Annotated in this window: 11 protein-coding genes and 1 pseudogene; 2 read left to right on the plus strand and 10 right to left on the minus strand. The window is 59.9% G+C overall.

Annotated features, from left to right (window positions below):
• The 10 genes and pseudogenes from HY29_RS15430 to trbB form a co-directional block, all read right to left on the minus strand.
• Positions 1 to 211, minus strand: a 211-nt coding sequence (locus HY29_RS15430; protein ID WP_034798577.1) for a DUF2274 domain-containing protein, incomplete at its 3' end; no start/stop codon positions are given.
• A complete protein-coding gene (locus HY29_RS15435) occupies positions 211 to 1467 on the minus strand; it encodes a TraB/TrbI/VirB10 family type IV secretion system protein (RefSeq protein ID WP_034798578.1) in 1257 nt (418 codons plus the stop codon). The genes HY29_RS15430 and HY29_RS15435, both read right to left, overlap by 1 nt.
• Positions 1464 to 2471, minus strand: a complete 1008-nt coding sequence (gene trbG / locus HY29_RS15440) for a P-type conjugative transfer protein TrbG (protein ID WP_034798580.1) — start codon at positions 2469 to 2471, stop codon at positions 1464 to 1466. Before trbG ends, HY29_RS15435 begins: the two co-directional genes overlap by 4 nt.
• A complete protein-coding gene (trbF, locus tag HY29_RS15445) occupies positions 2468 to 3163 on the minus strand; it encodes a conjugal transfer protein TrbF (RefSeq protein WP_034798582.1) in 696 nt (231 codons plus the stop codon). Before trbF ends, trbG begins: the two co-directional genes overlap by 4 nt.
• A pseudogene (trbL, locus tag HY29_RS15450) lies at positions 3130 to 4437 on the minus strand (P-type conjugative transfer protein TrbL); the annotation flags it as partial. The gene trbF and the pseudogene trbL, both read right to left, overlap by 34 nt.
• A 6-nt stretch (positions 4438 to 4443) precedes the next feature.
• A complete protein-coding gene (gene trbJ / locus HY29_RS15455; RefSeq protein WP_034798584.1) occupies positions 4444 to 5145 on the minus strand; it encodes a P-type conjugative transfer protein TrbJ in 702 nt (233 codons plus the stop codon).
• Positions 5146 to 5155: 10 nt separating this feature from the next.
• Complete coding sequence (gene trbE / locus HY29_RS15460) at positions 5156 to 7594, minus strand: conjugal transfer protein TrbE (protein ID WP_034798586.1); 2439 nt, start codon at positions 7592 to 7594, stop codon at positions 5156 to 5158.
• Positions 7588 to 7842 carry a VirB3 family type IV secretion system protein gene (locus HY29_RS15465; RefSeq protein WP_034798589.1) on the minus strand — a complete coding sequence of 85 codons (255 nt, stop codon included), beginning with the start codon at positions 7840 to 7842 and terminating at the stop codon, positions 7588 to 7590. Before HY29_RS15465 ends, trbE begins: the two co-directional genes overlap by 7 nt.
• Positions 7842 to 8174 (minus strand): TrbC/VirB2 family type IV secretion system protein, encoded by a 333-nt coding sequence (locus HY29_RS15470; protein WP_034798591.1) that lies wholly within the window; start codon positions 8172 to 8174, stop codon positions 7842 to 7844. Before HY29_RS15470 ends, HY29_RS15465 begins: the two co-directional genes overlap by 1 nt.
• Before the next feature lie 11 nt (positions 8175 to 8185).
• Complete coding sequence (gene trbB, locus HY29_RS15475) at positions 8186 to 9166, minus strand: P-type conjugative transfer ATPase TrbB (protein ID WP_034798592.1); 981 nt, start codon at positions 9164 to 9166, stop codon at positions 8186 to 8188.
• Between the two features lie 228 nt (positions 9167 to 9394).
• Here trbB and HY29_RS15480 point away from each other — a divergent pair, with 228 nt between their 5' ends.
• Positions 9395 to 12901 (plus strand): DEAD/DEAH box helicase, encoded by a 3507-nt coding sequence (locus HY29_RS15480; protein WP_034798594.1) that lies wholly within the window; start codon positions 9395 to 9397, stop codon positions 12899 to 12901.
• Positions 12898 to 14655, plus strand: a complete 1758-nt coding sequence (locus HY29_RS15485; protein ID WP_034798596.1) for a phospholipase D-like domain-containing protein — start codon at positions 12898 to 12900, stop codon at positions 14653 to 14655. The genes HY29_RS15480 and HY29_RS15485 overlap by 4 nt, the downstream gene beginning before the upstream one ends.
• Positions 14656 to 14668 lie beyond the last annotated feature (13 nt).

Consider the following 14668-nt stretch of genomic DNA (forward strand, 5'->3'; position numbering starts at 1 on the left):
GAAGGGCCTTGCGGGCCCGCTTGAACCCGGCATCCGATGCGAGGAAGGTTTCCAGCATGACAGGAACCAGGGTTTCGGGTTTCTCTTCGGTGCCATAGGTCTCGGCATAGATCGCCGCATAGTCGGCAAGCGCGGACGCGAGATCGGGTTCAACAGAGAGGGTCAGTTTGACCGGCGTGCGATCCGGCAGTTGGGCAATGCGAAGGCTCATCAGCGGCCTCCCTGAGAATAAGGCCGCAGGACAAGATCACGCGTCACGATGACCCGCACCGGCCAGCCGGGCCGGATACGAAGGGTCGGCTGGATGCCGAGGTTGCGATCAACGACGCGCTCCCCGGCCTCAGACACGCTGTCGCCGAACCCGCGCCGTATGGCACGTTCGATATCATCCTCGTCTGATCCTAGTTCCGCGCCGATGCCGAGAACGGTCGCAAGACCAGCGGCGACAAATACCCGGTCCCAGTGATGGTCTGTGCGGTCAGAAAGGCCCGCAAAACCCTGCTTGTCTGCGGCAGGTTCAGATATCTGCACAGAACTGCCATCCGGGAAGATCATTCGGTCCCAGATCAATAGTGCGCGCTGCTGGCCGAATGAGATTTCGGACTGGTAGCGCCCGATCAGCCGGGTACCCTGCGGAATGAGAAGATAAGCTCCGGTGACGGTGTCATAGACCGGCTGGGTGACCTGTCCGATGATCGAACCCGGCAGATCCGAGTTGAGGCCTGTCACAAGCGAAGCCGGGATAAGCGTGCCCGCCATGACCTGGTAGGGCGAGACCGGTGTCTCGAGATCATGCGGGTTGTAAATCGCCCCATCGCGTGCCTCGTCCGCGAAGGCGATCTTGCGGGCTTGCAAGTTGTCATCCTTACCTGGACCTGTCGGCAAGGCACCGGCGCTTTGGCTAGCGAGCGCCAGCAGCTCAGAGCCGAACGAGGCCGGAACTCCGGCAGACGGCAGGGATGCCGGCCCGATGCTCGGCCCAGCGCCAATGTCAAAGAATACGGAGGATTTGCCCGCTGCGTCGGCAAGCTTAGCCGCGACAAGACGTTCGGCCCGAAGGGCTTCATCTTCAGGCGAGGGCCTGAAATCATCCGAGGCTGCGACATCCCACTCCGGATCGAGCCCCCATTCGCGTTCCTCCGAAACCACTGTCCCGCCGAGGTCGCCGGCCATGGGTGCGCCAAGCTTTGGCGTTCCGGGCGACGGCGTCCAGGTCGCATAGGACGAGGGAAGTTCTGCCAGTCCATCCGGCGCGCGCTTCGTGGCCGTGTTGTAAAGTTCCTGGCGATCCGCGGGATCGACGGCCTTGGGCGGATCGAGCGCAATGGAGGCGGCAGCAAAGAGCCCCAGCACACCGAGCCCGGCGCCGACCATCAGGACTTTCCGGTTGATCCGTGTGACGGGTCGCGGCCGCGCGCGCAGTTTCAGGGCATCGGCCTGCTGCGGGAAAGGGGCTGGCTCGCTCATCCCTTGCTCCCGAACAGGCTGACCAAACCCGACCGCGGCTTGCGTTTGCGGATGCGCACGACGGTCTGGGGTTTCTCACCGAGCCGAAGTTCGGCGGCACGGAAGAGACGATCGACGATGTAGTAATTGCCCTTGAGGCGATAATTGACGAGTTCGGCCTCGCCAGAAGCGCCAAGGACAAAGAGGGGCGGGGCCTCCATGGTCGACAACCCTTCCGGCATCTGGATGAAAACCTGCCGCCCATCATCGAACACGCGGACGGGTCGCCAGTCTGGACGGTCACCATCGATCAGGTAATCAAAGTCCAGCCGGTCGAGAGCAACACCCGGCATGATTGATGTCTCTTCCCGCGCGAGCGCTGCGCTGTTGCGAGAGATGAGTTGCGAGAGCTCGTCGGCCGGATAGCGCCAAGACAACGCCGCCATATAGGTGCCGTCACCGCTCTCCAGTTCCAGATGATAGGTCCGCCGGTCTGTCGCAATCATGAGATTGGTCGAGAGGCCGGCGCCGATCGGTTTGACCAGAACATGTGCGCGTGCTGTTCCGCCTGAACCGGAGGATGTATCTCCCACAATCCAGCGCACCGTATCGCCAGCCGAGACAGAGACCAGCGTCTCGCCGGGCTGCAGCGCAATGTCGGAGACCTGTCCCGGCGCGGCATACAATCTGTACAGCGCCCCTTCTGTATAGGGATAGACCTGAATGGCATTTACATAGCCGTCCACGGATGGTTCGATCCGGGCTTCTGATGTGCCCTTGCGGATCGTCTCGGAGGGCGAGGTATAGACACGGGTTACCGTGCGCTTGACCCCGTCGACCGGTTTCATCTGGCCGGGAAGCGGCAAAGGTGTTGGTGTTTCGACGATCTCGACAGGACGGGGCTCTGCGTCCTCGACCTGCGCGGCGGCGACAAACAGTTCCGGCTGGATCGGCGCGGCCTCCGGAACGCTGGCGCAGGCGGTGGCAAGGGCCAATGTGGATACCAGTGTGAGAGTGCGGATCATTTGTTGTCTCCTGTGACAAGGTCTTCGCCCCAATTGAGGCTGTGGATGTAGAGGCCGAGCGGATTGGCGCGCAGCGCCCCGGCATCGCGCGGCGGGGAATGGACAAGCGTGAAGAGGCCGGTGAACCGTTTGACCCCCGTCAGCGCGCCATTCTCATAGGTCTTCTCGAGCCAGCGGGCCTGGAAGGACTCGTCTGAGACGCGCACCACGCTGACGACATCAACACTGCGCGAGCGCCGACCGATCTCGGCGAACGGGTCATTGTCGCGCGCATAGTCACTGAGTGTGATGGCCGCCTTGTCAGTCACATAGTCATAGGCGGCAAGCCAGTTCTGCCGGACGATGACGGGATCAATGGATAGGCTCCGGACATCGGAGATGAAGTTGGCAAGGTGATGCGCGACCTGCGCATCGGTCGGGTCGTAATTGGAAAGCGCGGGACCAACGGCTTTCACAGAGCCTGTGTCGTCCACTTCGACCACATATGGCGTCACCGTGGATTGCAGGCTGCGCCAAACAAGGGCGGCTGAAGAGGCCGTCAGAAGGACCAGCAACCCGAGTGCCATCAGCCGCCAGTTCCTGGCCTGTACGCGGGCAGATCCGATCCGGTCATCCCAGATCTGGCCGGCTTTCTGGTAGGGCGTTTCGGGATGCGGGCTTTGCCCGTAATGGGTGGAAGTTCGCCTGAACATGGGATCAGTCCTCGTCTCTCTGGAGTTTCGGGTTGTCGCCTGCCATGCTGCAGGCGTTGTTCTGTTCGCAGGCGCTGCGCCCAGGCCGGACTGGAACCGGACGCGCCGGACTCATTGGAAGATGCGCCTGTGGTGCCGCCCGTCGCGGCGAAAGCCGCTTCACTGCCACGGCGATAGGCGTTGCCAACAGATCTGAAGGGCCGGCCCGCCATACGGCGGACGGCGTCACCTCCGGCCTGGGCCATGCCGGCCACGCCTGCGGCCCGCCCGCGCCAGCCATCCGCGCCCGAACCGAGCCGTCCAAGGTCATAGGAGGTGCGGGCCGCGCCCGACATGGAAGCCCCGGCCTTGACCGCTGCCGAGGCCCCACCGATAGCGGCACGCCCGGCTGCAACTGTGCCTGTGCCCGCGAGGATCGCGCCTGCGCCAACTGCCGCCGTCGTGCCGACGACCGAACCGGCGCCAAGCTGCGGCGCCCCGGTGACAAGGCCCGACGCAATGCCCGGCGCGAACACACCCATCCAGAGAAAGACGATGGCGGCAAGCACGGTGCCCATCACTTGCGCCAGAGTCGTATCGCCCGGCCCGGTGAAAGCATCGGTGATCGAAGCAAAGAGCGTTGAGCCGATGCCAATGACGACAGCGAGCACCATCAGCTTGATGCCGGAGGTGACGACATTGCCGAGCACGCGTTCAGCGAGGAAGCTGGTCCTGTTCCAGAGCGCGAACGGGATCAGTACGAACCCGGCCAGCGTCGTCAGCTTGAATTCCAGGATCGCCACGAAGAGCTGAACCGCGAGCACGAAGAAGGCGACGAGGATGATCGCCCAGGCCAGGAACATGACAGCGATCAGGATAAAATTGTGAAAGAAGCTGATCGGGCCGAGCATGTCGCCGATTTCGGCCAGCAAGGGTTCTGCCGCCTCGAACCCGACGCCGGCAATATAGCCTGGTCGCATGAGATCACCTGCGGTCAGCGTGCTGGAGCCCGCTTTCACACCGAGGCTCGCAAAGCTCTCGAACACGATATTGGCGAGCAGGGTGAAGTTGCCAATGATGAAGGCGAAGAAGCCGACATAGAGCACCTTCTTCAGCAGCCCTGACATCACATCGGCATTCTGCGACAGAGCCCAGAAGAGACCGGCCAGCGTGATGTCGATCACGATCAGCGTTGTTGTCAGGTAAGCGACATCGCCCGCGAGCAGGCCGAAGCCTGAATCGATATAGGCAATGAAGGTTTCGAGGAACCGGTCGATGACGCCCATCTCTTCCATGGCGGGTCAGTCTCCGAGGAAGGATTTAAGACGGGCCCGGCCGCGTTCGGCCTCTTCAAGCTCGCGCGCGCGGTCGAAAGCGATGGCGCGGTAATGGGCGGCCATCAGCGCTTCCATCTGGATCAGCTGTTCGGCCGAGAGTGCACCGATCTGGTTGCCGGCCTGCAGGGCCTGGAGATTGCCGATGGCTGTCTGGCTCTCATCCACCAAGCCGGTCAGTGCCTCGGAATCCTCGGCATTGTTGCGCACGGTCTCAGCGACCATGAGGAGCGTGTGCTTGTGGGCACTACGCGACTGGCGCCAGCGGGTGCGGGCATCCTCGACGAGTACGTCTGATTCAGGCGGCGTGTCACCATAGGTTTCAGGATAGAGGTCCTCATACTCCTCCTCGACCTCCTCGACGCCGTATCCGATGCCTTCGGCGTCGCGCATGAGTTCTCCGATGCGGCGGATGCGGTCGGCGATGATGGCGCTGGCGACTTCGACAGGCAGGGTTTCGAGATCGCGCGCCATTTTCTCGATCATATCGATCTCATGGGTAAGCTGGCGGACCTGGTTGTCGATTTCCTGAAGTGCCCGTACGGCCTGCAAGATGTTCTGGGCATGATTGGCCGGGTCGTAGACAGCAAGCTGCGCCGAGGCGGGCGGGGCCATCAGGCCAGACAGAGGAATGGCAACAAGCGCGACGGAAGACAGAAGGGCTTTCATTTGGGGGCTCCTATTCAGCGGCGATTTGTGGGAGGGGTGCGCTCGGCTGCTCGGCCAGCAGGTCGGCGGCCCAGCCAAGCTGTTTCAGCTCCAGCCAGCTCCGGGCGAAGCCCGCTTCCGCGCCGGCTTCAAGAAGCCCATCCATCTGCTTCTGGTCGGTCGGTGAGGCAGCGCCGCAAAAAGCGAGCGCGACTTCGCCAAGGCCAAGCTCGAACAAGCGGCAGCCAAGCGGCGAGGTATAGTAATAGTCGCGCTTCGGTACGGACTTCGCGATGATGTCGATCTGACGATCATTGAGGCCGAAGCGGCGATAGACAGATTGTGATGTCGGCTCGAGCGCGCGCTCATTCGGCAGGAAAATACGCGTCGGGCAGGATTCGATCAGGGCCGGCGCAATCGAGGCCCCCTCAATGTCGGCAAGCGACTGGGTCGCGAACACAACCGCCACATTCTTCTTGCGCAGCGTCTTCAGCCAGTCGCGTAGGCGCGCGGCGAACACCGGATGGTCGAGGAACAGCCAGGCCTCATCGAGGATGAGCAGGGTTGGTCGGCCATCGAACCGGTCTTCCAGACGGTGGAAGAGATAGGTGATGACCGGCGCCACCGCAGATGGGGTCTGCATCAGCTCGTCCATCTCGAAACAGGCAACCGATGACAGGTCGAGGTCTTCGGCATCGCTGTCGAGCAGATGCCCGTAGGCGCCCTCCAGCGTATAGGGATGCAGCGCGGCCTTCAGCGTATCCGATTGCAGGATCAGGCTGAGTCCCGTCAGCGTGCGTTCGGCCTCGGGCGCCGAAGCCAGTGACCGCACGGCGTCCCACAAGACGGACTTCAGGTCCGGCGTAACGGTCACGCCTTCGGCCTCGATCAGACCGAGCAGCCAGTCTGCGGCAAAGCTCGCACCGCGCTCGGTGTCGATGTCACGAAGCGGCTGCAGCGCCGGACGCTCATCTCCGGCCAGCGGCAACCAGGTGCCGTCCGTGGCCAAGGTGACCGCCCGCGCGGATCGTCCCTTGTCGAACAGGAATATCTGGGCGTCCTCATAGCGCTGCCATTGTGCGGCGAGCAGTGACAGGAGCACGGACTTTCCGGAGCCTGTCGGACCAATGATCAGCGTATGGCCGACATCGCCGACATGCAGGTTGAGCCGGAACGGTGTCGTGACTTCGGTTTGCGCTTCGATCAGGGCGCGATCTGCTAGATGCGCATTCCACGCATCGCCGGCCCAGACCGACGAGATCGGCACAAGGTGAGCGAGGTTCAGCGTATGCAGGATCGGCTGGCGGACATTGGCATAGACATGCCCCGGCAGAGACCCAAGCCAGGCTTCGACGGCGTTCAGCGTCTCGCGGATCGTCGTGAACCCGCGCCCATTGATCACGCGCTCCACGGCGCGTGTGCGCTCTTCGACTTCTTCACGCGAGGACCCCATCAAGGTCAGCGTGGTCGTGACATAGCCATAGGAGACAAGATCCGAGCCGAGTTCCTGCAGCGCTGCATCGGCATCGGCGGCCTTGTTGTCGGCATCATTGTCGAGAAGTGCGGCCTGTTCGTTGAACAGTGTCTCCCGCAGGACCGCGCCTACGGATTTCCGCTTCGCAAACCAGTGTCGCCGCTTCTTGGCGAGGAGCTTTTCGGCCTCGGCCTTGTCCATCGCGATGTATCGCGTTGTCCAGCGATAGGCGAAGCCAAGCCGGTTGAGTTCATCCAGCATGCCGGGCAGTGTCGAGGCCGGAAAGCCCAGCAAGGTCAGCGTCGCGAGGTGCGCCTCGCCAATCCGCGGCTCCAGCCCGCCTGCAAAGCTTTCATCGGCGAGTACCGCATCGAGAAATACCGGCAGCTCCGGCACAGACACGCGGTGCCGCTTCGACGAGATGCAGGCATGGAGATAGGTAAGCGTCTCTTCATCCGAGAGCGGATGGATCTCATCCAGGGCCGTCGCAAGAAGATCGAGCGTCTGCGCGGCGCGTGTCTGGAAATGTTCGAGCCGCTGGCGCCAGTCCTCACCATCCCGCTTCTCGGGCCGCTCGATCAGCGCCTTCTCGGCCCGGCCCGTCGCATCGGCCGGCGGGAGCCAGAGCAGAGTGAGATAATAGGCGCTCTCGAACCGGGCGCCGGTCTCTTCGGCGGCTGCGCGTCGTTCCTGCTCAATCAGCCAGGCTGCCGAGCATTCAAAAGAGCTTTCCTCTAGCGATACGGCTTCCTCCCGCACCGCTTCGAAGACGAGCGCCCAGCCGGACCCGAACCGGCGGAGAACATTGTTGACCCGTGCAGTGACTGCAACGAGTTCGGCTTCTGTCGAGCTTTCAAGGTCGGGGCCCCGATAGCGGAAGCTTGCCTGGAAGGCGCCGTCCTTGTTGAGGACGACGCCCGGCGCGACGAGGCACGCCCAGGGGAGGTAGTCTGAGAGGTGTGCCGGTTTCGCCGCGTATTCGGAAAGGTTCAGCATGAAAGATGTTCCTTGTGACGGGCAGACCGGATTGCGACGGCGAGAAAATCCGGATCGGACCGGGCCATGAGGACGGCTAGCGAGTGTCCCGCCACCCAGACCACAAGCCCCGGTATCCAGAGCCGGAGGCCGAGGGCCAAAGCGGCTGACAGCGTCCCGATGGCGATGGCGGCCGAACGTGGCGCGCCGGCCATCAGGATGGGTTCGGCGAGCGAGCGGTGGAGGGGGATCTCGTAGCCGTCGAGCATCAGAGCACCGCGCCGCCGCCGAAGCTGAAGAAGGTCAGGAAGAACGATGTGGCCGCAAAGGCGATCGACAGGCCGAACACGATCTGGATCAGTTTGCGGAATCCGCCAGAGGTCTCGCCGAATGCGAGCGTCAGCCCGGTCAGCGTGATGATGATCACCGCGACAATCCGGGCGACAGGGCCTTCGATCGATTGCAGGATCTGGTCGAGCGGGCCTTCCCAGGGCATGCCGGTGCCTGCGGCATGCGCCGGCAAGGCGAGCAGGCCGACCGATGCAATTAGCGCTGCTGCCTGAACGCTGCGATTGAGCGCCTTGATCTGGTGATAGTGCATGGAATCTCTCCTCAATTGACGATGCTGATGAAGGGGGCGGCGAGCGGCTCGGTGCGATAATCCGCGCCGTCAAAGCCTGTAATGCGTAGGGCCTGCTCGACGCGCCGCGACCCACTGGCGCGGGACATGAACACGATTACATCAACCGCCTCGCCGATCAGGGCGTAGGGCAGGGCGCTGGTTGCTTCTTCGACCAGCTGTTCAAGCCGGGTGATCCCGCCTAGCGCCGAGTTCGCATGAAGCGTGGTGATCCCGCCCGGATGGCCGGTATTCCAGGCCTTGAGAAGGTCGAGCGCTTCGCCGCCGCGCACTTCGCCGACGATGATCCGGTCGGGCCGGAGCCGCATGGTCGAGCGGACAAGGTCGCGCAAGGTGATGCCTGAGCGATGCGTGCGAAGCTGTGTGACATCATCGGCTGTGCAACGGAGTTCGCGGGTGTCCTCCAGGATGACAATCCGGTCGTCTGCCAGAGCGGGCTCAGACAGGAGCGCATTGGTGAAGGTCGTCTTGCCCGACGAGGTTCCGCCCGCGACAACAATGTTAAGCCGGTCTTCCAGCGCCTGGCGCAGTCCGGCGCAGAGAGCGGGTGTCAGCGCGCCGGTCTCGACATATGTATCAAGAGCAATCGGACAACCGGCAGGTTTGCGGATCGCAAAGCAGGGCGCTTCGGCAATTGGCGGCAGGATGCCTTCGAACCGTTCGCCTGAGCCCGGCAATTCGGCTGACACAATCGGCGAGGACCGGTCGCAGGCTTCTCCGACGGAGGAGGCGACAAGCCGGATGATCCGCTCGCGTTCAGCGCGGCCGAGCGTCTCGGATGCACGGCGCAAACCAAAACCCGCCTTTTCGACCCAGACTGAACCATCGGGATTGGCGAGGATCTCGATTGTATCGGGCGCTGCGAGTGCTGCCCCAACCGGCCCATCAAAGGCGGTGCGGAGCATCGCCGTGCGGCGGGTCTCGGTCTCGCTGGGCTGGGGCATGGCAGACATGGCAGGGTGTGGTCCTCATCGCTGATGAGACCAAGATCACGTCGTTGCCGGTCGCTGCACAGATGGGCTAGAAGGGGACCGAAGGATGGGGAAGGATAGGGAAGGAGCCCAAACGGGCCAGTATCTACGCCGAAGTTTTGCCAACGCTGTGGCGTTGTGGAAAATGAGTTGAAGAATACCCGGGAGAATCTTGTTACCTAGGGGTTGAAACAACAAAGGCGACTTTCATTGGCTAAAGCGGCGTCAAAGCGAAGGAAAAAAATTGAGTTTCTCGACGGGTACCAGCTTGGCGAGACATACCTCGTCCCGCCCGACGCAAGAAGTGGCCGAGCGGGAATACTGGAAGGGTTTTCACCGGCTGGAGATGAAGTCATTGTTCGCGAGTGGCGACGAAAAGCCGGTGACGAAGATCTCGTGGAGATTTGGAAACACGAGCTCCGGCAGCTCTATCGGCTCGCCGGCTATCCGGGGGCTAGCGAACTGATTTGCCAGGTTGCTGCAGCCGGATTTGACAAGGACTCTTATTATATTGTTCTTAGCCCGTCCCAACGCCGCCCACTGAAAGTGTTCCTTGAAAGTACAAGTTCACGCGCCGCGTGGTTGCGCGGGCTCTCCCAACCCCAAAACCGCATCCGCATTTGGAAAAATGTTCTTTGTATCGTGGATGGGATCGGGATCCTCCACAAAGAGGGAATAGTTCATCGCAACCTAGACGAATGGGCTATCTTGACGTCCGCAGGGGATGAACCCGACTTCCAGCTGACTGGTTTCGAATGGTCCCTCAGGCTGAGCAGCACTACTGACAAGAAGCTTGACGATTTATTGGGTGATAGTGGCGTAATTTCCTTTGCTAGGGATTGGCATGACTTGGCGCTCTTGATTGCCCGCCTGTTCAACATTGAAGAGCAGCGACTCGGTGACCCCAAGATCGCCGACCATCGTGTCCATGAGCACATAACAGCCGCCGAAGTGCGCCTGCTGAGGGACATGCGAGCCCCCGGCCTGTTCGACAATTTCAATAGCTCCCAAGTCCGGCAACGCATCAAGGAAATAATTACTAACCTTCAAGCCTTCTCGGTCACGAATGAAGCGTCCTGGCTCCTTGTCTTCAACTTGTCGCAAACAAGCCCTCTCTCAAGGACAGTGAGGGAAGCGTCGTCGCAGGAAGTGGAAATGGACGACAAGGATGGACAGCTGAGATGGATCAGCGACGATCTGTCCCCGAGTGCAATGCTTGTTTCCACGGAGCATGATGGTCGTAAGCGCTTCTGGCTCAAGGGCAGGGAGCTTGCCTTTGAATTGCGCCAATTCGATTCGAGGAAGCGAACCCCGAGCTGGCGCATGGCGTTTGTGTCAAAAGGCATTCCGAAAGGAGAACTCATAAAGCCGTCCGAAGTCGAAGTGCCAATTCGCGTAGATGCGTTGAGGCTGTTTGATATCGGGAAAGCACATGAAGCGTTTGACAGGGTGATCGACAAGGCACCGGATTGGGAGACGCTGTTTTCGACCCTCAACAGCTCGGACAAGGACTTCTCGAGTCCATCCGACCGCCTGGTAACCGGATTCCATTTATTGCACGCGATCGATGTGGCGCTTGCCGCCACTCTCGCATTTCCAGTCGAAATTGTATCCCACCAATCCCAAGAGCGAACTATCAGCCTAAAATACAGGCGCGATTCGTCGCTTGAGCGGCTCTCAAGCGCCCTGGGTATGGAACATCCTGCTGAACGCCTCGCGCAAGCGCTTGCCGAAGAGGAATTGGACAGCAGTGATGGTTGGATTCTCAGTGAGTCGCTCAATATTGGGCGTACCAGCCAATCAAACATTGAACTCGAATTTGCGCATCTCTCTGAAGAGCCGGCTGATGATCCGCTATATACATTTACGGAACAGTTGGGGGTCAATATTCCAGGCCGGAAAGGGTACCTGCAACCCTTGGACCTGGTCGGGACCTTTACGCAGTTGCAAAGGCGCTCCAAGGCGCTGCAACTCTTAAGCGAGCACACCGAGCTAGTTGGAACCCTGGTTGATCCCAGGAGCCGTATCTCGGATACGCATGAGCGGGTGAAAAAGGACAGTTCATTCCAAGAACTGGATCTACCCAAACAAAGGGCTCTCGAGGATATCCTCTCGGTATTGCCCTTGTTCACGCTCCAGGGGCCGCCGGGGGTTGGGAAGACTTTCCTGCTGAGAGATCTCTTGGAACGCCGCTTCAGGGGCGACCAGACTTCGAGGCTATTGGTGAGCTCCCAAGGCAATCACGCGCTAGATCATTTGCTGCATGAGTTCCATTCGGGTTGGCAGGAATCTGGTGAAGAACAGCCGCTTACTGTCAGGTGCAAGTCTCGTTTCAACCGGAGTCCTCCCTCCGACTACGATATTGACAGTGTGCGAAAAAAATTGGCGACTGGTATTACGTCTTCCAGCTTGATCAGTGTTGCTTCCGGTCAAGTCGAGCAGCGCCTGCAGGACTGTGCGTCGGGATCGGGGAGCGGCGAGCGGGAAGGACGTGCGCTTGAGGCGCTTATTCTCAGGTCTGCGAACATCGTCTTGGCAACCACCAACTCTGAAAGCTTGGCGACGCTGTTGGATGAGCATGCCCAGTTCGATTGGGCAATCATTGAGGAAGCTGCAAAGGCCACCGGAAGTGAGCTTCTTTCACCAATGATGTTGTCCCACCGGCGCTTGCTAATTGGTGACCACAAGCAACTCCCGCCATTCGGCACGCGCGAAGTGGACAGGTTGCTGGGCGACCCCTCCAGGCTGAAAGAAATAGTTGTATCCCTGCCTTCGCTCTTGGACCGCAGCGTGGCCCACCTCCTTGACGACGAGATTGAAGTACGCCTTGGGAATTCAGTCGAAGAAATGGAGAAAACCTGCGGACAGGCCGCTCAAGCCTTTTCGCTGTTCAAGTCTATCCTGTTGGACGAGATCGACCGGCAATCAACAGGGAGGCCGGGCCGGAAGACCGGAGGGGCGCTGACGGAACAGCACAGGATGCACCCTGCGATCTGTGAAGTCGTGTCGAAGTGTTTCTATGATAACAAGCTCGTGACGTCTGGGCGAAGGGAGGTCTCAGCGAAGCGAAATGAGTCTTGGATCGGAACCAAGGACCCGTCGAAGTTACCATCTGCACCTATTGTCTCACTCAATATGCCATATGAAAGGACGGAAATCGGTGCGGGCCGGTTTGAACATGAGCCGAGATTTACAAACCCCTCGGAATGTCAAGTCGTCCTTGAAGCTATCGCAAACCTTTCGGTCCAGGAGCACCGGCTGGGATTACCCTCGCTTGTGGTGCTGACCCCTTACTTGGAGCAGGTCCGTTTAATTCGTCGCGAAATCAACGACTCGGAAAATGCCAAGCAATCCCTCAAGCAATTCCGGTCAGTCTTGCCAGATGGTGGTTGGGTGGCAACTGTCGATAGTTTTCAAGGGAACGAAGCAGACGTGGTCGTATTCTCACTTGTGAGGAACAACCGGGCAGCAACAATCCGCCGTGCGTTGGGATTCATAGCTGATGAGCGCCGGTTCAATGTCCTACTCAGCCGAGCCCGGGAGCGCCTAGTTTTTGTGGGAAGCCGTGAGTTCCTGAAGACAATCTCAGAACCTTTGGGATTGGAATCCAGGCAGGACGCTGCCTTCCTGAGAACCTACCTGGAAGTGACCGGCAAGTTGGGCAAAAGCGGACAGCACAGGGTGAGGGACGTCCGGATCGAGGATATCAAGGCATGAAACGGCCCGTCTATGTTGCGATGCCCATGTTGCAGCAGTCATACGAGTTTGAACTTGAGAGCGGTCGGCGCTGGAATGCAGTCGAGCACCTAATCCTCCAAGCGATTTGCCAGAAGGCCCAGTCCGCCGGCGATATTTCACGGGCGGGCAACATGCCTCGGCGGGTCGCACTCGAAGCACTCATCCGGCTAATGAGGGCCGGATGGGTCGAGTTGAGCCAAGCTGCAAGCGAAGTCCACTTTTCCGCGACGGACCGCGGACGGACTGTAGCACTGTATGAAGATCTGCCATTCACGACAGAAACGAAAACCAGGCGGCTGAGCTTTGCAGTGGATCTAGTGTCGGGCAAAGTCCTCAACAAGCGCGAACTCAAGCTCATGCGACCCGATGAATGGCGCGAATTTGCAGAAGGGAAAGTTGCAGTTGAAGTCTCCAAGCCAGATATCAGCAATACTGATTTTGGCCATACAGCGCCACTGATCCGGGCGTTGGTTCGGGAAGATGAAGATGTCGTTCGAATAAAGCCATCAGTCCATCCTCCTTTGGATAGGCTGGCAGTATTCCTCGTGCGGGGGGATAATGTTGAAGGCTTGCCCAGAGATGCAGCCGGACTGAATGGTTCGATACTTGAAGCAGCCAGTAGAGTGCCAAGCGAGGCAAAAGCAGATGGGGCGGCCAAACAGGTCAAGATAATTGCACCGGACAAGGAACAAGTCCGGCCGGTCCGTCATACGGCGGTGAGGCATGCGGATTATGTCCTAGGCGGAGCTGATCACCGTAGCCTAATACAACGGACGCTGCGCAAGGCTCGGAAACTAGTGGTTATTCACACCACGTTCCTGCGCGAGGGGGCTTTCCTCGCCCTCCAAGAGGATTTCAGGGCAGCAGTGAATCGCGGTGCAAAGATCCATGTGTTCTGGGGGCAGGGTGACAGCGCTACGGAGGCCGCCAGTTCGAGGGCCGAAGCGGAAAGGTTACGCATACAGTTAGGGAACTGGGGGTTAAATTCCAACATAACAATTCACAACGCTTCGACCAATTCTCACGCCAAGATACTCTTAGCCGATGACGGCAGCGGTGATTTTACCGCTACGATCGGATCGTGCAACTGGCTGTATTCCGGTTTCGACAGCTTTGAAGCGTCCGTTATCTTGCGCGACCCGCGACTGGTCTCGGATGTGTTATTCGAGCTGGCTGAAATGGTGCGAACGTCAAATCGGGACTTTACCGATATTGGCGTCAATTTTCTACAACTCGCCCGAACGCTCGCGATCCGCTCACCTAGGAATGGGACCTCCGAGGTAAAGATCTTGATTGGGGAAGAGCACGATGATTGCGTGCTTGATGCTAGGGACAATGCGCAGCGGCAAGTCGACGTCATTAGTCACAGGCTTGGCGTCACAGCCGTGCCAGCAATTATCCTGCCCATGGTGTCAGCGACACGGGCAAGGGGTATACAGACAAACCTGTTCTATTCAAAAGCAAGCGGGCCTGTAAGCAGCGAAGACTCACAAGAGGTGCGGAATGGCTACCAGGGCGAGGGCGTCAGTATCACCCCCGTTTACTCTCCAAGAGTACATGCGAAGATGCTCCTGCGCGATGACGATCATGGGATCATAACCAGCCTCAATTGGCTATCCGCCGATACCTCCAATGCGCGGCCACACCAAGAAATGGGCGTCATGATCCGTTCCCCTGGCTCGGCGCGGCACTTACGGGAACAGTTCCAGGTTAAGCGCGAGTATGCAAGCTAGCCGGTCCTGCAAC

It is taken from the genome of Hyphomonas beringensis (assembly GCF_000682755.1).
GTDB lineage: Bacteria > Pseudomonadota > Alphaproteobacteria > Caulobacterales > Hyphomonadaceae > Hyphomonas > Hyphomonas beringensis.

Bases quoted from the DNA above. Each gene is read 5' to 3' on its own strand.
- trbB (WP_034798592.1), bottom strand. From the start codon at position 9,166: ATGTCTGCCATGCCCCAGCCCAGCGAGACCGAGACCCGCCGCACGGCG.
- trbE (WP_034798586.1), bottom strand. From the start codon at position 7,594: ATGCTGAACCTTTCCGAATACGCGGCGAAACCGGCACACCTCTCAGAC.
- trbF (WP_034798582.1), bottom strand. From the start codon at position 3,163: ATGTTCAGGCGAACTTCCACCCATTACGGGCAAAGCCCGCATCCCGAA.
- trbG (WP_034798580.1), bottom strand. From the start codon at position 2,471: ATGATCCGCACTCTCACACTGGTATCCACATTGGCCCTTGCCACCGCC.
- trbJ (WP_034798584.1), bottom strand. From the start codon at position 5,145: ATGAAAGCCCTTCTGTCTTCCGTCGCGCTTGTTGCCATTCCTCTGTCT.
- HY29_RS15470 (WP_034798591.1), bottom strand. From the start codon at position 8,174: ATGCACTATCACCAGATCAAGGCGCTCAATCGCAGCGTTCAGGCAGCA.
- HY29_RS15465 (WP_034798589.1), bottom strand. From the start codon at position 7,842: ATGCTCGACGGCTACGAGATCCCCCTCCACCGCTCGCTCGCCGAACCC.
- HY29_RS15435 (WP_034798578.1), bottom strand. From the start codon at position 1,467: ATGAGCGAGCCAGCCCCTTTCCCGCAGCAGGCCGATGCCCTGAAACTG.
- HY29_RS15485 (WP_034798596.1), top strand. From the start codon at position 12,898: ATGAAACGGCCCGTCTATGTTGCGATGCCCATGTTGCAGCAGTCATAC.